The 22473-nt window shown below is 64.0% G+C and carries 17 protein-coding genes; 4 read left to right on the top strand and 13 right to left on the bottom strand.

Going from position 1 to position 22473, the window contains the following annotated elements; all coding sequences use genetic code 11:
• Position 1: 1 nt before the first annotated feature.
• Both NCG93_RS19810 and NCG93_RS19815 read left to right on the top strand, forming a co-directional pair.
• Positions 2-976, top strand: coding sequence for a hypothetical protein (locus NCG93_RS19810; RefSeq protein WP_194413422.1), 975 nt, complete (start codon positions 2-4; stop codon positions 974-976).
• 250 nt (positions 977-1226) lie between these two features.
• The gene (locus NCG93_RS19815; protein WP_194413423.1) at positions 1227-1571 is read left to right on the top strand and encodes a hypothetical protein; all 345 of its coding nucleotides are present in this window, start codon (positions 1227-1229) and stop codon (positions 1569-1571) included.
• Between the two features lie 91 nt (positions 1572-1662).
• On the opposite strand, the gene NCG93_RS19820 is transcribed toward NCG93_RS19815, so the two are convergent.
• From NCG93_RS19820 to NCG93_RS19835, 4 genes are all read right to left on the bottom strand, one after another.
• Entirely contained in the window at positions 1663-2148 is a 486-nt protein-coding gene (locus NCG93_RS19820) for a GNAT family N-acetyltransferase (RefSeq protein WP_194413424.1), read from the bottom strand.
• 142 nt (positions 2149-2290) lie between these two features.
• Positions 2291-2548, bottom strand: coding sequence for a hypothetical protein (locus tag NCG93_RS19825; protein ID WP_252787618.1), 258 nt, complete (start codon positions 2546-2548; stop codon positions 2291-2293).
• Positions 2549-2716: 168 nt separating this feature from the next.
• Positions 2717-3430 (bottom strand): OBAP family protein, encoded by a 714-nt coding sequence (locus NCG93_RS19830; protein WP_194413426.1) that lies wholly within the window; start codon positions 3428-3430, stop codon positions 2717-2719.
• A gap of 635 nt (positions 3431-4065) precedes the next feature.
• Positions 4066-4680 (bottom strand): hypothetical protein, encoded by a 615-nt coding sequence (locus NCG93_RS19835; RefSeq protein ID WP_194413427.1) that lies wholly within the window; start codon positions 4678-4680, stop codon positions 4066-4068.
• Between the two features lie 112 nt (positions 4681-4792).
• Between NCG93_RS19835 and NCG93_RS19840 the strand changes: the two genes are divergently transcribed.
• Entirely contained in the window at positions 4793-4972 is a 180-nt protein-coding gene (locus NCG93_RS19840) for a helix-turn-helix domain-containing protein (protein WP_238706947.1), read from the top strand.
• A gap of 445 nt (positions 4973-5417) precedes the next feature.
• Here the strand turns inward: NCG93_RS19840 and NCG93_RS19845 are convergent, their stop codons facing one another.
• The 7 genes from NCG93_RS19845 to NCG93_RS19875 all read right to left on the bottom strand — a co-directional run bounded on the left by NCG93_RS19845 (position 5418) and on the right by NCG93_RS19875 (position 15326).
• Complete coding sequence (locus tag NCG93_RS19845) at positions 5418-5951, bottom strand: hypothetical protein (protein ID WP_194413428.1); 534 nt, start codon at positions 5949-5951, stop codon at positions 5418-5420.
• Positions 5952-6180: 229 nt separating this feature from the next.
• A complete protein-coding gene (locus NCG93_RS19850) occupies positions 6181-7947 on the bottom strand; it encodes a tetratricopeptide repeat protein (RefSeq protein WP_194413429.1) in 1767 nt (588 codons plus the stop codon).
• Positions 7944-9029 (bottom strand): protein kinase domain-containing protein, encoded by a 1086-nt coding sequence (locus NCG93_RS19855; protein ID WP_194413430.1) that lies wholly within the window; start codon positions 9027-9029, stop codon positions 7944-7946. The genes NCG93_RS19850 and NCG93_RS19855 overlap by 4 nt, the downstream gene beginning before the upstream one ends.
• Entirely contained in the window at positions 9026-9316 is a 291-nt protein-coding gene (locus NCG93_RS19860; protein WP_194413431.1) for a helix-turn-helix domain-containing protein, read from the bottom strand. The genes NCG93_RS19855 and NCG93_RS19860 overlap by 4 nt, the downstream gene beginning before the upstream one ends.
• A gap of 309 nt (positions 9317-9625) precedes the next feature.
• On the bottom strand, positions 9626-10384 hold the full coding sequence (locus NCG93_RS19865; RefSeq protein ID WP_194413432.1) for a uracil-DNA glycosylase: 759 nt from the start codon (positions 10382-10384) through the stop codon (positions 9626-9628).
• Between the two features lie 231 nt (positions 10385-10615).
• Positions 10616-12325, bottom strand: a complete 1710-nt coding sequence (locus NCG93_RS19870; protein ID WP_252787619.1) for a hypothetical protein — start codon at positions 12323-12325, stop codon at positions 10616-10618.
• A 259-nt stretch (positions 12326-12584) separates the two neighbouring features.
• Complete coding sequence (locus NCG93_RS19875; protein WP_194413434.1) at positions 12585-15326, bottom strand: AAA family ATPase; 2742 nt, start codon at positions 15324-15326, stop codon at positions 12585-12587.
• 248 nt (positions 15327-15574) lie between these two features.
• On the opposite strand from NCG93_RS19875, the gene NCG93_RS19880 reads away from it, so the two are divergent.
• Positions 15575-18277, top strand: a complete 2703-nt coding sequence (locus NCG93_RS19880; protein ID WP_252787620.1) for a DEAD/DEAH box helicase — start codon at positions 15575-15577, stop codon at positions 18275-18277.
• A gap of 21 nt (positions 18278-18298) precedes the next feature.
• On the opposite strand, the gene NCG93_RS19885 is transcribed toward NCG93_RS19880, so the two are convergent.
• Both NCG93_RS19885 and NCG93_RS19890 read right to left on the bottom strand, forming a co-directional pair.
• On the bottom strand, positions 18299-18949 hold the full coding sequence (locus NCG93_RS19885; RefSeq protein WP_194413435.1) for a hypothetical protein: 651 nt from the start codon (positions 18947-18949) through the stop codon (positions 18299-18301).
• An 80-nt stretch (positions 18950-19029) separates the two neighbouring features.
• Entirely contained in the window at positions 19030-22389 is a 3360-nt protein-coding gene (locus NCG93_RS19890; protein WP_194413436.1) for a Swt1 family HEPN domain-containing protein, read from the bottom strand.
• Positions 22390-22473: the final 84 nt, after the last annotated feature.

Consider the following 22473-nt stretch of genomic DNA (forward strand, 5'->3'; position numbering starts at 1 on the left):
CGTGGATCCCACCGCCATCATCGACAGCTACGTCGCGGACGTCGTGCGGCACCTGCCCAGACGTCAGCGCGCCGACGTCGCCCTGGAACTGCGGTCGCTGCTCGACGACGAGGTCGCCGGTCAGGCAGCAGACGCCGGCCGTCCCGCCGACTCCACGCTCGTCATGGAACTGCTCACAGCCTTCGGCATACCGCAGGACGTCGCCGACCGCTACCGACCCGCAGGCTTCACGATCATCCGTCCGTCCAACGCTCCCCGATTCACCTGGGTCGCACTCGGCGGCATCGCGCTGATCTGGGCCATCACGCTGCCCGCCATCATGCTGGGCGTCATCCCGGTCACCGGCTGGGACTATGGCGCCGACACCTGGTGGGGTCGGCTCACGGTGTGGTGGCTCGGCCCGGGCATCGGTGCCCTCTGGTGGCCCGGCGTCGTGATCACCTACACACTCATCGGAGCGCTGGTCGAGCACCGACGCGAATCCAGCCAGAAGGCATGGAGGCCCGCCCCGCCACGCACGATCGACCGCGACCTCATCAGTCGCCCCGGCACGATCGTCGCAATCGCGGCCGGGATGCTGGGCGCGACCATCGTCATCGCTCTTCCCTGGCTCGCCTCGTGGGCACCTTGGCTCCCAGAACCCGCGATCCAAGCCCTCGCACTCGACCCCGAATTCCTGCAATGGCGTGCGCCCTGGATACTTCCGCTGTGGGCGGCGGAACTCGTCCTGTACGTGCTCGTCCTCATCGCAGGACGCTGGACTGTGCCGACGCTGCGTGCCCGCAGCGTGCTGTCCTTGGCAGGCGCCGGCCTCCTGCTGTGGTGGTCGCTCGCGGGGCCGGTGTTCCTCTCGCCAGCGACGGACACCACGGCAAGACTCATCCTGGCCGCACTCGCGGCATGCGTAGCAGCCGACGCGGTCATCGCCTTTCGCCGCAGCAAGTCGACATCCCGCAGAACACCCAGCCTGGTGTGACCTCAACCGCTCCGGGCACGCGAGTGGCCCCGTTGGAGCATCGCCGACGAGCCGACCACTGTGGCCCGATGCCCGGCTAGCGTTGCGCTGCGAGATCGGCCGCTCCCACGCGACGTCGAGCATCCGCCAAGCCGACCAGTGGCGTAGGTGACGACGTCCGATGTGGATCCGCAGACGTCGCATTATGGCTTCTCGGGCCCACGCTGGCAAGGATGTTCGCTGCCCTGCAGCCTCGATCTAGAAAGGTCGCATGCAGGTGATCATGTACGCGGGGGGCGAGTTTCTGACAGGCGACGATATCGCTGACGCGCTGCTGGAGTACAGCCGGGCGCTCGGCGAGGAGGACCAGGCGCAGCTGGTGCAGATCCCGATTCGCGAGCCTGACGGCTCGCACACGACGGCGAGGTTCCTCATCGGACCGGCCAGCCAGATCGTGGCGAAGGCGGTGCCCGCCGATGCCTACGAACTGGTCGACGAGGAAGTCGTTGCGCGGCTGCGCGGGCTGACCCGTGGACTCAGTTTCCCCGAGGCATCTACTTCCGACGAGCAAGAGCCCCGGTGGGCGACGATCCGCGACCACGACGATGTGGCGTAGCCTCCCACCCACCTCGCGACGAGTCGTCGCGCAGCCCCATACCGCGCTGATCGACCGCTCGCGGAGATCCACCTCATGTATGGAGCCGCGGTCAGCGGTGATCGTCAGCGACAGCTCCGGTGATAGCGAGTGAGTGGCGGGAGTACTGGCTTACCCACAGCCCAGCGACGGGTTCGATATCACGATCGTGTGTGAAGCCGAGACCTTCGTAGAGCGCGCGGGCAGGCGCATTCTCACGTCCGGTTGCCACGATGGTTCGCGCCTGGAGTGACATGACTTCGGTCACCAGGGAGGATCCGAGACCCTTGCGGTTATAGCTCGGGTCGATCATGAGACGGTCGATGTCAACCGACCCTCCCTCCACCGAGTACCCCAAGGCTCCAGCGATCCGGTCGCCGTCGAACGTCACGACCCAGTGCAGCCGCGCGGATACGAGATCCTGCCTTGATTCATGCAGTGGCGGGATTCGGTCGTCACCGATGAGCGCGGCCTCGACGCTGTACGCGCGTCGCTGAAGTTCCAGCAGCTGTGGTGCCAAGCTGGCCACTTCTTCGGGTTGAAGCTCCCGGGTGATCATGTCGTCCCATCTTGCCAGCACCCGTCACGCCCCGCGCCGATCGTCTAGCTGTCGTCGATGAGAGCGGATCGCGCATGATCCGTGCTTGCGACGACGCGCCGTAACGGTATGGAGGTCGCGATCATCAGCACGGCGGATGCTGTTAGCGCTCGGCTGAGCGCACTGGTGGCATGTGAGGGATGCTGATCGGTCGCGTGGAGTCGCAGACCGATCCGCGTGCTGTGCATCGCTCCACGTCGTAGAGGGCGTCCTCCAGGCGGAGATATGTCGTGGGCAGCGGCAGCGGGCGCACCCATGCCACGTCGTAGAAGTCCTCTGCCGCCTCGATGCGCGCAACGACGTGGCGGGAGTCATTACCGGGATAGAGAGTGTCGTAGATGAGCCAGTTGGTGTCGCTCACCGGCGCCGTCGTAAACCGATTTCCCATACCTGAAGCTCCATTGCTCACGGCGAGGGATGAGACGATTCTAAGTTGGAAAGCACCCCGGCGACCAAGCGTTGGCTGCGTGTCGAACGAACCACGATCGGCTCCAGTGAATCCTCGATCAAGGCGTTGCCGTTCGGATAGTCACGAGGAGTCGGTGTCGCGGACGCCTTCGAGGGGAGTGCTGTCGGGGAAGTGGGCCGCGAGGAGGTCCACTCCGCGCTGAGGGTGAGCGGCGTCGGCGAGGCTGCGCCGTTGGGCGCGGGTCTTCGGCGTATCGAGGCCCATCGCGCGCTCGCGGTCCGCTTCGAGCTCAGCGTCACATTCGCCGTCGCGGTTGAACGACCACATCAGCATCGGGTCTCCGAGCGGGAGGTTGTGGCCCCCCCCGATGTCGTGTCGACCGGTGTGCCACGTGTGCCAGGTCTTGCCGTAGCTGTTCATCAGCCGCTTCATCAGCGCCTTTTCGGCGACAGCCGGGAGTCCGGGCGCGACGAGCGAGCCCGACAGCACCTCGTAGTTGTGCGGGTGCCAGTAGTCCTTCTCGTCCTCCGGAAGCGAGTGGAACAGTTGCTCCGACACGATGTACTCGATGCCGATGAGATTCGCGTGTGCCGTGTTTCCGTCGAAGAGAGCTGCCTGGATGAAGTCGTCGTTGACGACCTGACAGTAGTGGTGTGCCTCCATCTGCATCGATGGGACGTCGCGAGCGGGATGGAAGCCGCTGACGTAGACGTCGAATTGCTTCAGTGGGGCTGCTGTCTGCAGCACGTTTGCTCCCTGCTGCAGCAGGGAGACTCCCGGGCCCTTCTCGTCGCCGGCGGGTGTCACCGGGCTGGGCCGGTCTTTGCGGGTCATCGGGAATCCTTCGTTCGCTCGGGGTCGGCGGTTGCCGGGTGGAGCGAACAGTGTGCGCAACGGAGTCTGCGTCGTCAGGCGGCTTGCATCTTGCGACGTATGCGGTTATTGGCGGCGACATGCGCCCGGTTTGCCCGCGCGGGCCTGGTTCGGCGGCGCGGGCCCGGCTTGGCGGGGACGGGTGCTCGACGCGGAAAGGGTGGGCGTTAGCTCGAGGACCGTAACGGTCATCGCCAGAACGCCCCATGAGATAAAGCCCTGGTCAGGGTGGCGAAATGATCGATAGAACCCTGGAGGGACTCGAATGCGAATCGGCGCGTTTCGATAGCTGCATTTAGCAGCAACTTCCGCGGAATTACGCGGGTTTTTGAGAGTCCGAGCGCATTGCCGAGCATGCAAAAACAGCTAGCTTCAGATGGGATGCGGGCAAACCGCGGGCAAAAAACCCGCGGGTTTCCGGGGCTAGATCGGGCATTCTCGGAACCCGTTTTACCCGCAGACGTAGACGCCGCAATGTCTGAGCACATTGATCAACACTTGAGTACTTCTATTGTTAGAAGTGCGCAACTGCGTGAGAACGCGGTGGGGCAGCTCCGACGCCAGTAAGGCGCGGGCGGACTGTCGAGACGCGGCGATCAGCGGCCGACCGACGGACCGGATGACCCCGGGCCAACCACGGGTCCAGTGGCCTGCTCGCGAAGCTGCTGTTCGCGAGCCTGAATGTAGACCTCACGACCGGTCTCCTCGTCGACAAGACCGGCGACGCGGGCGCGATTCATCATTCGCGTCGCCGTGCTGATACTGACGCCGAGCTCATCTGAGACGAGTTTGAGCGGGCCGTCGTTGATCACTGACCCGAGTCGATACAGCTTGACCGCCTCACGCAGGGTCTGCTCCTCGGAGAGACCCTCATTCGTGCGCAGGCGCCCGATGTACTCGCCGTACGACTCAAGGTTCCCCCCATCGCGGTCGATGCGGACGACGCGAGCTGCGGCCGATTGCACGATCGCCTGCACACGTATGTCGCGCAGCAGCGTCGTAGTCACCTCATCCCCCAGTCCACTGCGGCCCACCCGCACCGACTCAGCCACCGCGCGCCGCAGTGTGGGGTCGTACACGATGCGCGCATGGACCGCGCCCGGAATGTCAGGAAGGCCCGTCACCACCGCGCCCCACGAGCGTGGAATGTAAACGCCGTCGCCCGCATCGATCATCTCCGCGTCGACCTGTTCGATGACGAGTTCGGGCATGCTGCGAGTGTGCCAGTTCGTCCAGCTCTGAGCAAGTGATGACATCGGGTGTTCACGGGTGTACAGTGCGTGAGCAAGTGATGTCATTGGTTGCCCACCGAAGGAGAATGTCATGAGCACGTCATCCACCTCACTCGCACTGACCATGAAGGACGCAGCGAAACTCGTCGGCGTCGACTACCGCACGATCAAGCTCGGCATCGAGAGCGGGACCATCCCCACGGTCCAACTCGGCCCACGCCGGATGATCCCCCGCGTCCCGCTGCTGCGCGCCTTCGGCGTCGACGCCTGATAGCGGCGCGACGGGCGGCGCTGCCCAACGTCCAAGCGCCGGCGGGCGCGGTGTGAGTCCCGATGTCGTCGACTGCTCAGGCGTCGTGAGGCGTCGTCGACTCAGTCTTACCCCAGTCCTCTTCGGGCTCCCAGCGGGGTGAGCCGTCCCCGTCGGCAGGGAACCGTGTCCGTCCCGCGATGGTCGACAGGATAGCCCCCGTCTTCCAGACCAAACCGATGTCCAGTGTCTCGGCTGGAACCGGGGGTGGTTGCTCGCAATCGCCCGCGGCCTCCTGCCTCTCTTCAGGAACGACCACGCGGCCTGAGTAGAGACCCGCGATCCAGGCGTCATCGATAGATGTCGTGTAGAGACTGCCGTCCCTCATGCTCACCGTACGACTGATGCCGGGCCGCAGGACCACCGCGGATCCTGAGTGACCCTTTCGCGTTCGCGCATCCACCAGCTACATCGGACGGTTGTCGTAGTCGAACGCCGGCTCCGAGGCAACTGAGGCTCGCGTCCAGATCGGAACCCCTGCATATGGAGTGAATCCACGGGGAAAGCCCACAACAAACAGGTCATCACCGGCGGAGAGCAACGGCTCGCGCTCTGGGGTTGGTTTGGCGATGTCAAACGCGTCCACAAACCACTCTTCGTCGTTCTCCAACGGCAATGCGGCGATGTCCGCACCTCGTCCGAGCTTCGGGTGCTCGAACCACAGGGGTTCACCGCTGTCGTCCACCACACGCACCTCTCGGTCTGACCACGCCAGAATGCCTGGAGCAGCGACCTGCATTTTCATGATCACGCGGTCGGGTTCGACGCACCATCTCGACTTCAGTTGATTACTCGGCCAGTCCCGCCCCGACAGATTGTGCCTGGCAGTGACCAAATAGCCTGCGCCGTCAAGCGTCGCAATGAATCCGCTACCGACGGCCAGCTGTTGGTGTGCCCACCACATCTCTAAGCGCACCGCACGTCCCGAAACTCCTCGCACGGCGCCAATCTAGCCGAGAGGCAGTCGCGCTGCTCGCAATGCGCGCAGCGGAGTTGGTGACGCTGCCCTGACTCGTATAGCACGCGGCGATCGTTCGTCGAATCTGATCAATTGACCTATGCGATGATCCGTATCCACGTAGGGAACGGGCAATCGACCCGGGGCGCGAATTGGCGCTCGCATGCTCCGAGGTTGAGGGCGCTGGCGTCGTCGCTTCGAGGCAGTGGCGCTAAATGGCGAGCGGCCATTCAAAGTTGTGGCGGCGCGCAACCGCAAGAAGCCTGAGGTACTCTGGACGATCCTCCCAGTCGTCGGGCAGCGGGTACGGGGGCAGCGAGATTGACGTGACTCGGACGGACGCCTCGGGTTCAAGAAGTCCGAGTTGACGGACTACCAGCGCTTGGTACGCCGTCATCAGGCTTCGAATGTTGTCTTTAACCTTGTCGGCCTCGTCTGCAGCGCGGCGATAGAGCCGCATGCCTTCGTCGATGTTTCCTGCTGCCAGGTGAGCGAGACCAAGAGTCGCCCTGAGCACAAAGCTCTGGTCGGCCACAGGAGTCAGCAGTTGAATCGCCCGGTCACTCATACCAGCCATGGCGAACACGTACGCTGCGTTATTCAGTTCTTCCGAACCGAACTTCCCATCCGGGCGGTATGTAATCGCTAGCTGGGCGGCATCCGTCCACCGCTCGCTGCCGATGCCGATCGTCACCAGGGCAGCGGCCAGCGCACGAGGGTTGTCCGGCTCGAGTTTCAGCCACTCGAGCGCGTGATCTGCAGCGGCATCTGTGTCTCCCTCAAGGTCGGCAAGCTGGAACATCAGGAAGGCCGCTTGCTCCTCGCTGCAGACGCTGAGAACGTCTTCCGTGGCTCGGCGAAGGTCCTGCGCGTGTGATTTCAGATCGACGACTTGAGCCAGGTTGACTACTACGATCGGGCTCTCGGGAATCTCTTCGTGCAAAGCAAGAAGCTCGTCGATTGCACGATCTCTGGTTGTCTTCCTGCGGAAGGCTCGGATACGGATCAGATTGCTCTGTACCTCCGCATAGGTCGCAAGGTCGTCTTCCTCTCGGGCCTTCGCGCTGGCTTGTTCGAGTAGTCGAAGCGCTGGATCGGAATCGCCGAGGGCCAACTTCGCCCTCGCTCGAACGATGAGAAGCCGCGCTGACGGCACAACACCTTGCGCCAGCAACTCCCGAACCTCGCGCTCGACTCGCGCGGCGTAGCCTTCGATCAACAGCAACTCGAATACGTGGAGGCCGATGTCTGCCCTTGCGGGTGCCGCGGCACGAGCTTGCATCGCGACAGCCATCGCCTTTCGCTTCGCTCCGAGGCTCCACAGCGCGATGGAGAGATTGAATGCGGTGTCTGCATCGTCTGGCTCTTCACGCAGGGCGGCGCGTAGCGCCGGGGCGGCTCGCCGATAGTCGCCATCTAGCGCAAACAGATAGCCGAAGACGGCATCCCTTCCGGAGACATCACCAATTCCGCGCACAATTCGCCAGGCGTCCTGGGTCCTCTCAAAACTTCCCAGAGCAGCAGCGATCTCCAACTTCAGACGATCATTGATCGGCAGGAGTTCCGCATATCTAACGGCTTCGTCCACCCGTCCAGCGCGCATCAGCACCTGGAGCGAAGTTCTGGCAGCCAGCGGGTCGTCGTGTGCAACGTTGGTCGTACCAGTGAGGAGCTCTAGTGCTTGCAGCGCGACTGTTACCGCTGAATCCCGGTCTCCGGCAAGCTCATACGCGTCGGCAAGCAGCGCCAGAGTCGTAGATCCAGGCGTCGAGGCGGCCTGGATACGAGCCTTTGCGAGGGTTACCCCAATGTTGTCGTTCGCCAAGTCGGACAGCGAATCGGCAACCCTGTCGGACGGCCTTCGTTCGCGACCGGCCTTGGCCGCCGCGCGACCTACGCCGGGCACTGCCGGCCGCGCCGATTCAGAGGAAAACGACGTGTCAGCTCCGATGACCTCAATCACCCCGAGGGCACTCACGCTGATCTCCTTTGCTTGTCGGCTCTTTGCCGAGCCTCGCGCTGATCAATCTCAAGGCGTCGGCTCATGATGTCTGCTCTTCGTAGGACCCAATCCAAAGGGTCTTTCGCGCGCCGATCACGGCTGAATGGTGGGCGATCAAGGCGTTCGCTCGGCACAGGTCGACACAAGTGCGTGAGCATGGTCAGCGCGTCGGGTTGGATCGTCTTGGGCATCTGGTCCACCACCTGAGCAACTGCGCTTCTGTAACTGGGCTTGTAGCCGCTGAGGTCAGTTCTGCGTCCGGCAGCGAAGTCTCTTCGCCCCTCGGCCAGTACTGCGCCGATGTCTCCCATGGCTAGGACCGACATGGGTTGTCCCGTCGTGAGCTCTACAAGGATTGAGCCGATGCCGTAGTAGTCTGCGGCGATGAAGTCGTCGGCGGTCGACCCACCTTGATGCAGCAAGAACTCCGGCGGCGAGTGCAAGAGCTGACCCCTGCCCGCCACGTAGTGTTCGATGGGTCGAGTCGCGGTGATTCTGAAGTTCTTACCCCGGCCAAGGTCCGTCAGCTTCACCGAGCTCAGATTTCGACTTACCAGTAGTAGGCAGTTGTCGCACTTGAGGTCTCTATGCGCGATCCCCCGCTGATGCATCTGCTTCACCGCTAGAACGACATCGCGCCAAAAACCAATCCTCTCGATCCAACTCAGCTTGGAGCGCGAGATCGGATCGAGTATGAGTTCGTTTACGGACCCGGAGGCGCGTGCCAGTACATGGAACTGCACTGCGAGAGGAACGCTCGCACCGTTGATCATGACGTCGTCACTCGACCCGCCGTCGACAATGTTGATGGTTCCGGAGCAGTCCGCCAGATGTCGCAGAAGGACACCTTCGTTCTCAAAATCGACGACCGCGTCAGCGTTCGCACCTGGCCTAAGGATCTTGATCGCGAACACACCGCCGGTTCGACTGTTCACGGCCTCGAATACGAGCCCAAAGTAGCCACCACCCAGGTGGTGGCCGACCTTATAGTCGCCGAACTGCTGTCCTTCGAGAATCGCGATCCACGGATCCGGAGCAACCGCCAGATCCGTCGTCACTGCCCGTACTTTTCCCGCAGGCGATCGATCTCCTCGGGGTGTCGCTGCAAAATCGCTACGACGTCCGCGGGCGCCTGTCCGCGAGCCAGATCGACGATCTCCGTCGGAACGCTGTAATACGTCGACATGCGACGAGCGGTCGAATCGGCGATCGACCTCTGGCCGCGTTCCATCCTCGACAGCTGTGAGGGTGCAATGCCCAGATCCGCGGCTGCCGAACGCAACGTGTGTCCTTGCCTTCTTCGCAGGTCGCGAAGTAGCGACGCGGCACTCTCCGACTTTGCCATCAACCCAGTATACGGTGATGTTGCCACGACTGGCAACGGGTCAAAGAACGATGGCATACCTCCCGAGCGAATGATCCGCCCCCGTCCACTGCCTCCCGCGAGCGCCAGCCCGACGCCTTACTCGGCGACCACGGCGTCGGGAGGTAGGAGTACTAGATGTAGTGCCCAGGCACGTTGTTTGACCAGCAGGCGAATCCCAGTCCTGCCAACGCAATGGCACGAAACTCGACCATCCCCAAACTGGCAATGCACGAACACGGAGCCTAAGGGATCGGGGCCAGCGGTCATTCGATCAAGTGTCCAGCGTAGTCACCACCAACGAGGATGGATGTCGATCCGATCGCTTTGGACATCGAAGTACCAATGGTTCGTCGTGGCACCCGTCGAATCGCGGTCCACGTGGATCGTTGCCCCGGCGGCGGTCGCACGTGGACGCCAATCCTTTGCCGCGCGAGCTAGAGATGCATGAAGATGGGCGCGCAAGCCCGGCTGATTCATCGCCTGATTCCCGCTGTGGTACGACTCGATGGTTCGCATTCCGGTGCCGAGGCGCGGCCGGGCAAATCGCCTCCAGGTGTCCTTCGCGTGGTCGCCGAGCGGAACCACGGTGTGCAGTTCAGGAAGCATCTGGACCAGCTCGCGCAGAATTCTCCCGCCGACCGCCTTCTCCGCTACGCGGGGCTTGTGTTGGGTCGGCCCCAGGTACCAGGGGACGGCGTTCCAGATGACGGCGCCCTCGACTAGGCCAGCCTCCTGTCGTGCGAGCCACAGGTTCTCGGCGGTGGCGTCGTCGTTGTCAGACGAGATGAACCCCGAGCCCGGCACCGTGTTGGACGCGTTCGTCATGGGGCCCGGCGCCTCAAGGACGATGAGTACGCGCGCTTCAGTTCCGGCGTCGAGTGGGTCAACGTAGGGCATCTCTGCTGAAAGACCCTGCGCGAGCCGCGCCTCGACGAGGTCGTCCACCCAAGCCGTCAGCGGCGAGGCGGTCGGCACCGATTTGAGCAGCAACTGCCGGCGGGAGATCTCGGCGGGGTCGCGCAGCGCACGCGGACCAGTGATGTTCATCGATCGAGCGTACCGACGGTCGACCGCACGGAAACGTGTGCTGAACCCAGTACCCGAGGATCACCGATCGGAGAGGCCAGCGCGTCGGGAGCAAGGACAAGCGATCCCTAACGGGCAGAACCCACCCCGCCGATCCAAGCCCCCCGCCGACGGTCACCCTTTGCCGATCGCATTCGTCGTGTCCGGACCCCGTGAATGCTCCCGCATGTGGACCGTTGCCCAAGGCCTTAGTTACTTCTCGCGAAGTTGCCGGTGCTCTAAAATTCCGGTGAGGTCCCATGGTTTCGGCACGAGCGGCTGGTCCGGTTCGCGGCGCCGCGGCCTCGACCACAGGTAAACCCCGGACACGCCATCCGCCGGGACAAGCTCGACCGTCCGGTTCGCCGCTGTGCCCGCTTTGAGCGCGGCGACGTGCGTCTCGGCGTCCTCTGCGACCGCGTCTGGTATGGCGAACCACACTCCGTCCACGGCAACTTCTTCACCCAGGATCTCCATGGTGAAGTCGTCGTACTCGCCGCCGAACCACCCCTGGCCTTGCAGTAGCCGGACCAAGTTCTCGTCGTACGTTCCATCGAGCGTGATCGACCCGCCCTTCGTCTTCGGCATGATCGACACCTCACCTTCAAACAGCCGCCGCGCAATGCGGATGTTCACGCGGTCAGTGGGCTCGGGAAGCTCTTCCGGGTAGGCAAACTCGACGCCGGTCTCGTTCTCAATGAACGCGAGGTCCTCCGCGAGCTCGACGAAGACCTCGTCGACGTGTGGCCGCTCCCCCTCGAGCACGATGGTGACTTCTAGCTCGCCATAGTGCAGCCGCAACTTCGCGGCACGCTCAAGCGCCGCGACAAACTTGAACGCGCGGACTGCTGCGGTTCCCGTTTGGCCCGCGAACTCAGCGGTGAGGGTCATGGCGCCGTGGGTGCTGCCGGTGGTCATAACCAAGGTCATCTCGAGGCCATCACCGAAATCAAGAAGAAACTGTCCGCCGCGGGTTCCGCGGCCAATCGTGGTCGACTGCGATTTCCGCTGCAGTATCTGCGCGCCACCGTCGCTGAGGAGTACGAGCTTTGTCGCCACGTCGACTTCCTGGCCGGCAGGGTGGAGTTCGACATTGACGGACGCGAAGACGTTCGCGAACCACTCCGGCCCGTTCAACTCCAGCCGCGTGACGACGCTCGCAGGCAGCCGCAGGGGCTTGGTAATGCCGTACTCCATTGCACGTCTATATGCCTCGCCGACGTCCACATGCGAGGCGAAGTTCGTGCTGAGCGTAAGCGACAGCGGCTCGCGGACGGCAGAGTCCGGGCGCAGCGCCACATACTCTTCGATGTAGTGCCCGAGGGTCGACGCGTTGATGTTGACACCCCAGTAGGGGCTCCTGGCCTGCACAGCTCCAAGAGTCTGGGATATTTCCGTGCGTAGATCGTCGGGCTCGGAAAGGGCCGCGCTCGGACGCCCGATACGGTCCAGCGCGGTCCGCATCGGACTGCGTTCGGCCCAGTCCTCGACATCGGGATAGCGCGCGAGCATCTTGTCCAACTGCAGCCCGCCGATGTAGCGGGTCTGAGGGCGGATCTGCTCACCCCGCAGTTCCCTGACATACTTCCGTTCGCCAGGAGTGAGGTTGCGGGGAACGACGAGGTACCAGACGGGCGGATCGTGCTCGAGCGCGGCGTTGAACGATCGCTGAATCTGTGGCTTGCGCACCTGACCGTGTGCGCCAGAGAAACCCTCCGGAAAGTACTTCAACTGGTAGATAGCGACAAGCTGACCAGTTCTTTTCACAGTGACATCGAGGTCGATGCCACCGTCGCCGCCGCGGCCGTCCACGGCCGTTACCACGAGGCCCGGGTTGTCCCCTTCGACCGTCCTCATGATGAGCTGCTCGGCGACGCGATTGAACTCATCCTCGCCGAGCTTGGTCCATTCGAGCATCAGCACCTCCCGCCAAGCACGCTATCCTGCTGGCTGCCCGCGCATCGACGCCGCACCGTGTCTTGTTAGCGGCGTTCAGGGTCGGAAGGCTTGGCGTTTGCTAACGCTTCGTTTGCGGGTTCTCTGAGTGCTTCCGGATGCGCGGAGTCGGACTTCCGTGCCAACAACCGAGGAGGTTCTGCGAGCGAGGCTGAGACCCGCGGTGATCGCGCCCGATAGTCCCGCTCCAGCAAGTTTTCGTTGAGCGCCTGGCAATCGAGCGCCTCTACATCCCGATCCCGCGCCCCGCACTCGGCACGCCAACCACCGGCCCCGTAGCCGTCGCCGCCTCCCGGTTCCTCGCCGCACGCCGCACCTCGGCCTGGGCCGCGCGAACGGCATCCTGGATCGTCAACTCTGGAGTGCCGCGCTGCATCGACTCGACGAGGCACTCGCGGGCCGCGGCATCCGTCCGCGCCACGACGATCGCGACGTTGTGCAGCCGCCCGCGCGTGAGCCCGACGTAGAGTCCTGCCGCATCAACATCCGGCCCGACCACCGACGCATCGGCGGTGTCGCCCTGGACGCCATGCACGGTGGACGTGTAGGCGAGCTGCAGGTGCTCGCGCGCGTACTCCGTGGATACACGTGCCACCTCGCCGCTGTCGCTCACAGAGACAAGAGACAGGTACTCGTCGCGGATGCCGCGCACGATCCACTGCGCGCGATTCTCGACTCCCGTGAGCCGGTCGTTGCGACGGGTCTGGACGGTGTCGCCGACGAGGATCCGCTGCTGCCCCATTCCCCACGCGACGACGCGGACGTCAAGCTCGCCATGATCGACTCGCCGCTGCTGGATGGCGTCGTTGATCGCATCCGCCTCAGCATTCGTGCCGGAGACCAGCGTCACCCGCTTGCCGCGCGCGTGCCACTCGAAGTACGCGTCGATCATCCGCTCACGCGCCGCGTCGTGATGTTCGACCCGGTCTACGTGACCGTGTTCGGCAAGCTCGCCCGCGACCACCACCGCACGCTCGCGATCACCCGCGTCCCTGAGCCGCAGCGTGAGCGCCGCGTAGTCGCGATCGCGGAACCGGTGCACCGTGTCGAGCTCGACCGCAGCGTTCGCGTGCCGGATCGCAGAACCCATCGCGCCCGCATGTCCGACCGGCAACGCCTGATGCGTGTCACCCACGAAAGCCAGCCCGACACCTCGCTCGATCGCGAGCTCGACGAGGACGCTCGCCGTCTGCAGGTCGACCATGCCGGCTTCGTCGACGACGATCCGATCGCGAGAACGCAACACGTATTTCGTCGGTCCGCCGTATTCGGCGCCCGTGCTGGGATCGACTTCTCCCACTCGAAGCCTGGTCCACACCTTCGCGCCGGCCTTGTCGCTACCCCATCGGTAGCCGTGATCCGAGAGCAGGGCATGAATGCTGGATGCCGCGGCCCCGACCTCGCGAGACGCCACCGATGCTGCCTTTCGCGTGGGAGCAACAACGACCATCCGCCGCCGTTGCGACGTGAGCGCCGCAAATGCAGCGCGCAGCATCGTCGTCTTGCCCGTGCCGGCGGGGCCGGTCACCGTCACGAGCCCGTCCGTGCCGGCGATGGCGCACGCGGCAACGCTTTGCGACGCGCCCAGTGCCGACAGATCCTCGTCCGGTGCGAACCGGTGCAACTCGCCCGGCAGCAGGGAGCGCCCCGGTTGGGCGAGCGCGTCCAAGCGGCCGGCGAGACGCACCTTGGCGCGTACGGTTTCGGTCGCCATGAACGCCTTCACGTGCGCCGGCGGATCATCCGCAACGAGCCGATAGACGGAACGCATGGCACGCTCCGTGATCTCCGCGATCGGGCCATCGAGCCGGTCGAGCTCCGCAACGACGCCCGTGCGCGAGAGCGCGCGTATTGCGCCCGCGCGGATGTCGAAGACGCTGAACCTTCCGCCGCAGGATGTGGACCGTTCGTCCGCGTCGACGACCGCCTGTGCAGCGAGCAGATCCAGGTCGACGACATGCAGGTCTGTCGCAGCAATTGGAATGGGTGCGCGTGGGGTCGTCAGACTCGGATCGATCGCTGCGAGCTCGTCGCGGACGCGCGCCTCCCACGACGCCTCATCAAGATCGGCCGGCTTGTTCGGACGGGACACCGCCCACGCGCGCCGATCGATCTGCTGCAGCACCTCCACGCTCGGCGCAGATCCTCCGTGCGCCGCTGACCACTCCGCGATCAGGCGCGCGCGGTTGCTATCGATTTGCGCCGACCGACGCGAGACGGGTCGGACAGCGCCGGCGAGTTCGGCGATCTCCCCAGTGTCGTCGAGCCTGTAGCCGTGGCAGGCGAGCGCGGCGATCCAGGCGGGATCGGTGCGAGCGGCGAGCTCGCCCTCGGCGTTGACGACGGTGTGCAGTTTCATCGCGACGCGCGAGTCGAGGTTCGACCACTTGTCGTCCGCGCCGAGCACCTTGATGTTCAGCCAGAGGTGACGGTGGATGTGCGGGTCGAGCGCGCGCGAGCGCCGATGCTGCAGCTCGACGACCTCGATGCGGGTGATCTCCTCGCGGATGAGCCCTCCGTGTCCGCGCCGCGCGTTGAGCTCCGTCTGCCACGTCAGCAGGATGCGTTCACGTAGCCGGTCCTGGAGCGCTTCGAACTCGGCGGCGAGCTCAGGATGCAGCAGCGCGGCGATGCTGTACGACTTCGGGTGGTTGAGAGTCCCGTCGAGCAGCAGGTCGGCGTCGGGGCTCAGCCGCTGATGGCCGCGCTCTTCCCCGGTGACCGGGTCGTGCCCGGTGAGCCAGACACGAAGGCCGCCGGCGGTGAGCTCGTCGGAGGTGATGACGCCGTTCGCCACGATGAATCGTGGGACGGTCGAATCGGGTGCGTCACTGTACGCTTCGAGCGCGTCAACACCGGGGGAGTGCTGCAGGTGAGCATCGCAGGTGCCCTCGAGCGCGTAGCCAATCGCCTGTCGAACCCCTCTGGATTCGACACCTCGCTTCCATCGCTCGAGGCCGCCGCGCATGCGGCTAGGATAGGCTGCGTTTTGCCGGTTATCCAGGGATTTTCCTGGTGTGCAGGTAGGTGTAGGGGAGTGCGGCTAAAGGGTGTTGCTCACCCTGGGTGCCTGCGTGCATTGCTGTTTCCTTTTGAGCCCTTCTTGGTTGAACTCGCTCCGCGCCGTGGGTGCTCCATCCGCCGTACTGTTTCGTCCTCGAGCCCTTGAGCCGCGAGATCCGAGAGGGGCTAACGTCGTGGCGATCTTGCCTGGACGTGGTCGCCGAGCTGCAGCACGTCGGCAAGTCGCGATATGGAAGTGTTGCTCACGTGAACCGCGACGAGCTGCAGCGACTGCGTAGCGTGAGTGCCGAGCTCTCCAGTTGGGCTACGCAAGCGCAAGCGATCCTCGATCATCGAGCCCGATCTGCCGAGGCCGCCGAGGCCGCAGTCGCGTCATTCCGTGCCGATCTACAGAGCATCGCGATTCGAGGCCGCGTCCACTGGCACGCACTTCCTCTGCGTCCCTCCGACGGGCGTCGGCTCGCGAGTATTGCCCAACATGCAGGGCTTGCTCCGATGACGAGCGTTGAGTCGGATTGGCTACGTCGCCTCACCGGAGACGTCGCCAAGGGGCTCGCGGAGGCGAAAGCAATCAGGGGACTGCGGCGCATGTTCAGCAATGCAGACACCAAGCAGGAAGCTGAGAAGGCCGGTCAATTTCTACTCCAGTTCCATACGTGGGGTTCCAGTACTTCCTTGGCGGCCTTCCTCTCCCGCGTGGACGACAGGGCTCGACGAACTCCTGATGTACCAGCGAATGCAGCTCTCGATCCGCGTGTCGGACTCGCCGGGCGACTCGCCGACCTCGGATCTCCTTGCCTCATGAGTCCGTCCGTGGTGGCGGCGCTGCCACGGTCCGTGCACACGATCCAGCGAGCCCTCGCTCAGGAGGCTGCGCACCGAAAGCGGGCGGTGGACGCTGGCGTGGAGGTCCGCCGTAGCGAAGCGCAGCGCCTCGTCGCGGAGATGGCGATCGACAGGCTGAAGGATGCGACTCGCGAGCGTATCCGTACCGCACCTCTGACGGAGGCTGGGTTCCGCACGGTGCAGGATGTGTTCGCGTACGGAGATCGTCTTCAGCACCTCCCGGGGATTGGAGCGACGACCGCGAGCCGCATCCGGGGAGCCGCTCAAACAATTTGGCAGGCTACCTATGAGGAGATGCCCGTCCGGGTCGACATCGCCAAGCCCACGCCACAGACGTCGGAGCTTCTGCACGCCCTCGGCAGCTGGGACGCGACTCGCAAGACGCGGAACGCCACTACCGATCTAGCCCGCGTCGAGGCACTCGCACCATTCGCGAACAGGATTGGTCGCGACGCGTCCGACATCCTCGTGATCGCGGCCGACGCGACGCACGACGACTTTGTCGAAGCCGTGAAAGCCGTCGATAGTCGTGCCGCGCTCGTGGGTGCTGCCGAGCGCAGCCCGGCGCCAGCCGACCCGTGGCAGGACTTCATGAGTCGCCCGGCGGACTACTTTGCGATGCTCCAGGAGCTCGGATTCCTCACGGAGGATGACGCGGCCGTCGAAGGTGGGCTTCCCGAGGAAGTCATAGAAGCCGTTCGTCGTTTCGAGCTCGACACTGAGCACCTCACCGCTTCATTGCGCGGATATCAGAGCTTCGGGGCGCGATTCGCCCTTGTGCAGCGCAAGGTCATCATCGGCGATGAGATGGGGCTCGGCAAGACCATCGAAGCCCTCGCTGTTCTCACACATCTCCGCGCGAAGGGCTCGCAGCACGCTCTCGTCGTGTGTCCCGCGGCGGTAGTGACGAACTGGACTCGCGAAATCCAATCAAAGTCAGCCCTGAGGGCACACAGACTCCATGGACCGGGTCGCGATGCCGCACTTCGCTCGTGGACGCGTCAGGGCGGCGTTGCGGTCACTACATACGAGACGCTTGGATGGCTGACGCCTGCCATCGGTGATCTTGACGAGCTCGCATGCGTTGTGCTCGATGAGGCTCATTACATAAAGAACCCGGCCGCTCAGCGTTCTCAGCGCTCGGCTCGCATCATCGACCGCGCCGACCGAGCAATTCTCCTGACCGGAACACCGCTCGAGAATCGTGTCGAAGAGTTCCGGAACCTGGTGGGTTATGTCCGGCCCGACCTCATCGTCGACGCGACGGACCTGCGCCCGCGGCTCTTCCGGCAGCAGGTGGCACCGGCGTACTTGAGGCGCAACCAAGAGGATGTGCTTTCCGAGCTCCCCGAGCTCGTCGAGGTCGATGAGTGGCTCCCGATGTCTCCTGCTGATCACGCGGCGTATCGGGATGCTGTCTACGCAGGCAACTTCCAGGCCATGCGTCAGGCCGCCATGCTGCAGGGGCCCCGGTCGGAGAAGATGGGGCGTCTCGTGGAAATCGTTCAAGAAGCCGAGGACAACGGGCGACGCGTGATCGTGTTCTCACACTTTCTCGAGGTGCTCCGAGAGGTGCATGCGGCACTTCCCGGACAAGTGTTCGGACCGTTGACGGGATCAGTCCCGGCAGCCCGGCGCCAGGAGCTGGTCGACGCCTTCTCTGCCGCAGGGCATGGAGCTGTGCTCGTCTCGCAGATCGTTGCCGGCGGCGTCGGCCTAAATATCCAGGCTGCGTCGGTGGTGGTGATCTGCGAGCCTCAGCTCAAGCCCACGACGGAATGGCAGGCGATCGCGCGTGCGCGCCGAATGGGGCAGCTTCAGTCCGTCCAGGTCCATCGCCTGCTCTCTGAGGAGGGCGCAGATGTGCGCGTCACACAGATTCTCGCCAAGAAGCGGGAGCTCTTTGCTGACTTTGCGGCGATCAGTGAGATTGCAGACACGGCCCCCGAGGCACTGGACGTGTCAGAGGCTGAGCTTGTTCGGGAGGTTGTCGATGAGGAGCGCCGACGCCTTTTCTCGGGCCCGAGCCGCACGAGCCAACCAGCCTGATTACGTGGCCGCGCGTCTACCTCAGACGCCGAGCGCCTGTAAGAGCTCGGCGACGTCTGCCCGCGCGCAGATTCCGATGGGCTTATGCTCCGGTTTCCCATCTTCGGTAAGGACAATGGCAGCCGGGATTGATCCCTTCAGCGCCCCCGCAAAGAGACGGACGGCTTCGACCACTCGAAGATTTCTTGGCTTGACGACCAGTTGGTCCTCGGCTTCGACGAATGTCAGAACATCCGCAATCTCCGCCTGATCAAGGGCTACCCCAACACCTTCGTCATACCCGCTGGCGATCCAGCGCGTGACCGCGTTGGTGGTGATGAGTCCAAGATCGCCGTTCGGCAGGCGGACCGGGCTCTGAGAGAAGTCATGATCTCGAACTTCATCGAGGAAGACGATGAGGTCGGCGTTAGAATCCAGCACTCGCGGGGGCTGGAGTTTGAGTGTCGTAAGCACGAGCGGGGGTCTTTCGATCAACTCGGCCTGTGTCTCGAGCCAACTCACAATGTCCTCGCGCGGATCGGCGATGGGATTCTGCCCCCAGCCTCCCGGCGCATGGACGATGGCGTTTCGGAGATCGCCGACGTCGCGCAGGCGATTCTTCTGCTGGTCCGTAAGGTCTTTCGACCTCCGCACGAGTTCGTAGAACGTCAGGCGCTGCGTCTCGTTGCTCATCCGGGCCGCGAGCAGACTCTCGACGCGATGGAACGAGTCAAGGAACCTTGCGGCCCGCGAATGGTCGTCCGCCAAGCCACCTACTCCGTTTCGAACTCGTTGGTCGTGAACTTCAGCGTCGATGCGTTCTCTCGAATTGTTCGCAGCTGCTGCTCGGTGAATCCGTCGGCCTTCATCGCGTCGATCGACAGTGAGATTCTTAGTTCCGCACCCGAGGCCGCGAGATTGGCGAGAACCTCTGCAGCAATCTTCGCGAAGTCGCCGGAGTAACGTTCTGCGTTGATGCGGACGCTTCCCACGTAGCGCGTCGCGGAAGCCTTCTTCGGCACCGGAGCTACCGGTGGGTTGACATCGTCCCCCGGCAGTGATGGCGGGCCGGGAACGTTGGTCGGGTCAACGACGATTGTCGGATCCGCAGGCACGACGACGTCCGCGCGCCGTTGCTTTTCCGCAACTTCCGGCTTCACGATCAGTGTGGCATCAGTGATCGCCCCACGGCCGGTCTCGCCAGGAAGCCACAGGCCCGCATATCGCCCAGTGGCCGCGTCAAACGAATCTGCCAGCGCGAAGCCTTCACTCTGCCACAGCAACGGTTGGTTGTCGATGGCGCCGATCAGCGCCTCACGGCCGCGGAGCCGGGGCATGTAGGGGTACTGGGCGTACAGATGCCACAGCGCGCCGACTGTGACGTGACCGCTCTCCCACGCCGCGGGCACCTTGGTTTCAAGGGCCAATCGGATCGCTCGCGCGGCATGCTGCGTGCTGTATGCGCCCGCACTACCGAGCTTCTTTGCCACGCGGTCGGCGAGGGATGCCGCCTGCCCCTCCGCTTTGATTTCCTCGAGTTCGAACGGTGAACTGGGATCTGGCGCCACGGGGTTCAACACCCATTGGTAGGTCAGGGCCAGCCGGTCATCAACCGTGCGGCCAAACTGGTCACGCTTTTCGGATGCCTGGGCCAGTTGCTGTGGGGTGAGGTTCAGGTCGTTCGCCTTGTCGACTATCTCCTTCCACGCGAGGAAAGAGCGAGTCGCTTGGTCGAGCTCGGCCAAACGATCCTCGTCGGGAGCGAGGAAGACGAGCATGTTGCGGTTGGAGCGGTTGGCCGTGCCGCGCCGCTCGGTTGCCTGGTGAGCGAACTCAAGCGCAGGCGAGTCCTGCTGCTTTCGCTTCTGCGCATAACGCGGGTGCAGCACGACGAGGCGAGTCTGGTCGGTGTCGGGGATGTCGCCGGAGTCTGACGGACCGACGTGCACACCAGCGAACTCCGATCGCCCCCGCTCCTCGGTCCGTAGGCGCCGCACGATCTCGGCCCATACGTCCTCTTGATGCAAGGACTCGGCGGCGTCCTTCGCCCGCCGGCTGATGTTCGCCTCGGTGTCGTACCAGTACTTGCCGCCAGACGAGTAGAAGTACGTCGCGCGATCACCCAGCTGCGTCAACGCGGAGTGGAAGTTGCCGACGATGTCACCCGGCACGGCCGTGCCGAGGAAGACGCGTTGAGTGTCGATGCCCTTGTGAGCTGTGCCGATCGTGGGCGCTGCCCCGAAGAAGACCGTGCGCGCGAGGCGCTTGGTGATAGACCGCTGCCCGAGCACGGGCTTCTCGCTGTCGATCCTCGCGGGCTCGGAGTTAGTTCCGTCGACATCGGCATCGATGACGGCCTTCCACGAGTCCGGCAGATACTGGGTCAGCTCGGAATTGACACGTGCAACGGCGAGAGGGATCGATGCGGGGAGGATCAACGGCGCCTGATCGTCACCTACCCACAGGGCGTGAATAACCTCGTTCATCAAGCGCAGGACGCCGCGGGTGCGCTGGAAGCGCTCTAAAGAGGACCAGTCCTCGTAAAGGCGGTCGAAAAGCTCCGGGTGCAGCGGATAGGTCTGCTGAAGCCGGTGCGCGTACTGCGGGTCTCGAGCCTCCTTGGGAAACTCGCCCGCGTGGGCCTGATAGAAGTCGCTGAAAGCCCTCGCTGTCGCGCCGATCTGCGCAAGTGACGGCGCATCCTCGGCCTCGAAGAGGCGCTGTTTGACGATGCGGTATGCCTCGTCCGGCGACGCCGGCCGCCACTGATCGGCGACTCGACGAACAACGTTCTGCAGGCGTTTGAGAGCTTCCTGTCCGTTTGAGCCGCCAACCTCTTCGTTGTGGCCGACGACGTAGCCTTTGGAGTCGTCACCGTCGTGCGATGCCGGGATCGAGATCGCGAGCAAAACACCGGGAGTCGACTTCACGGCCTCCGTGAGCGACTGCGCGAAGGTGAACTGGGTGTCGAACGTGCCGCCCGCGAGGTCGTCGCGACCGTAAAGCTGTCGGGCGTACGCCACCCACTCATCGACCAGGATGACCGCAGGCGAGTATTTCGCCAACAGGTCGTGGAGCACTCCACCCGGGTTCGTGCGCGCTTCATCGTGCTCACGCACCATGTCGTAGCCGTCAGCCCCACCGAGTTGCCAAGCCAGCTCGCCCCACATCGTGTTGATGCGGATACCTCCGCGGTCTTCGCCCTGCGGTGCGAAGTGGTTGCCGACGAGCGCGACGCGTGGCGCCGTGATTCCCTCCACGGGATAGCCGGCAGATGTCAGCAGTTCCTGCGCTTCTTGAGGAAACTGACCCAGGGGGAGGCCCCCTGCAAGATGCCAGAGCGCGAGCATCGAGTGGGTTTTGCCGCCGCCGAAGTTGGTCTGCAGGTTGACGACCGGTGACGCATTCTGATCGCCCGACAGCCGTCGCACCGCGCGGCCGATCAGATCGCGTAGACCCTCGGTGAGATAGGTCCGCGCGAAAAACTGAGCGGGATCCGCGTATTCGCCAGCGGTGCTGGTGTCGTTGCGGGCCACCTTGAAGAGATCTGCAGCGAACTCGGAAGCATGGAAGTTGCCGGTTGCGACCTCATCACGGGGTTTGAGTACCTGTCGCCACGGTGCGAGGCCAAATGCGCCGGGAGTCACGGTCGACGACTTGAGAGACTTCTGGTCTTGCTTGCCCGTCGCGATGCGGCGCAAGTCGAGGCGGATGGCATCGAGCTTGTCGGCGGCGTATCCCTGTCCAATTGCCGTCAGCAGTTGTTTGGCTTGATCGAGTGCGCGAAGGGCAGTGTCATCGTCAAACGACTTCATGTGCGCCCAGTCGTTCCGTACGTCCTTGAGCAGGGTGGCGTAGGCCTCGTCAGCGCGAGTGAAGACTCCGCGGAACGGCCGCCAGTTCGCCTTGTAACGAGCTGTGACGTTCTCAGTCAGCAGGCGAATCTGCACCTGCGGATCATCGCGGCTGTACTCTTTGCCCGTGATGCCCTTGTCGCCATCGACCGCGGCGATGAGGAACGTCCAATCCTTCTCGCCAATCTCGGGACGCAGCGTGTCGCTGATGAAGGAGTCGAGCGCTTCCGCGACGATCTCAAACATCCTGCCGATGCGGTCACGATTGGACGTCGCCATGGAAGCTCCTCCAGAGGCTAAAGGTTATCGTCGGGCTCGAGATGTTCGGGGCTTTTGATGCGCCGCGTACATGTTAATCGCTGA

Source organism: Microbacterium yannicii, assembly GCF_024055635.1.
Classification (GTDB): domain Bacteria; phylum Actinomycetota; class Actinomycetes; order Actinomycetales; family Microbacteriaceae; genus Microbacterium; species Microbacterium yannicii.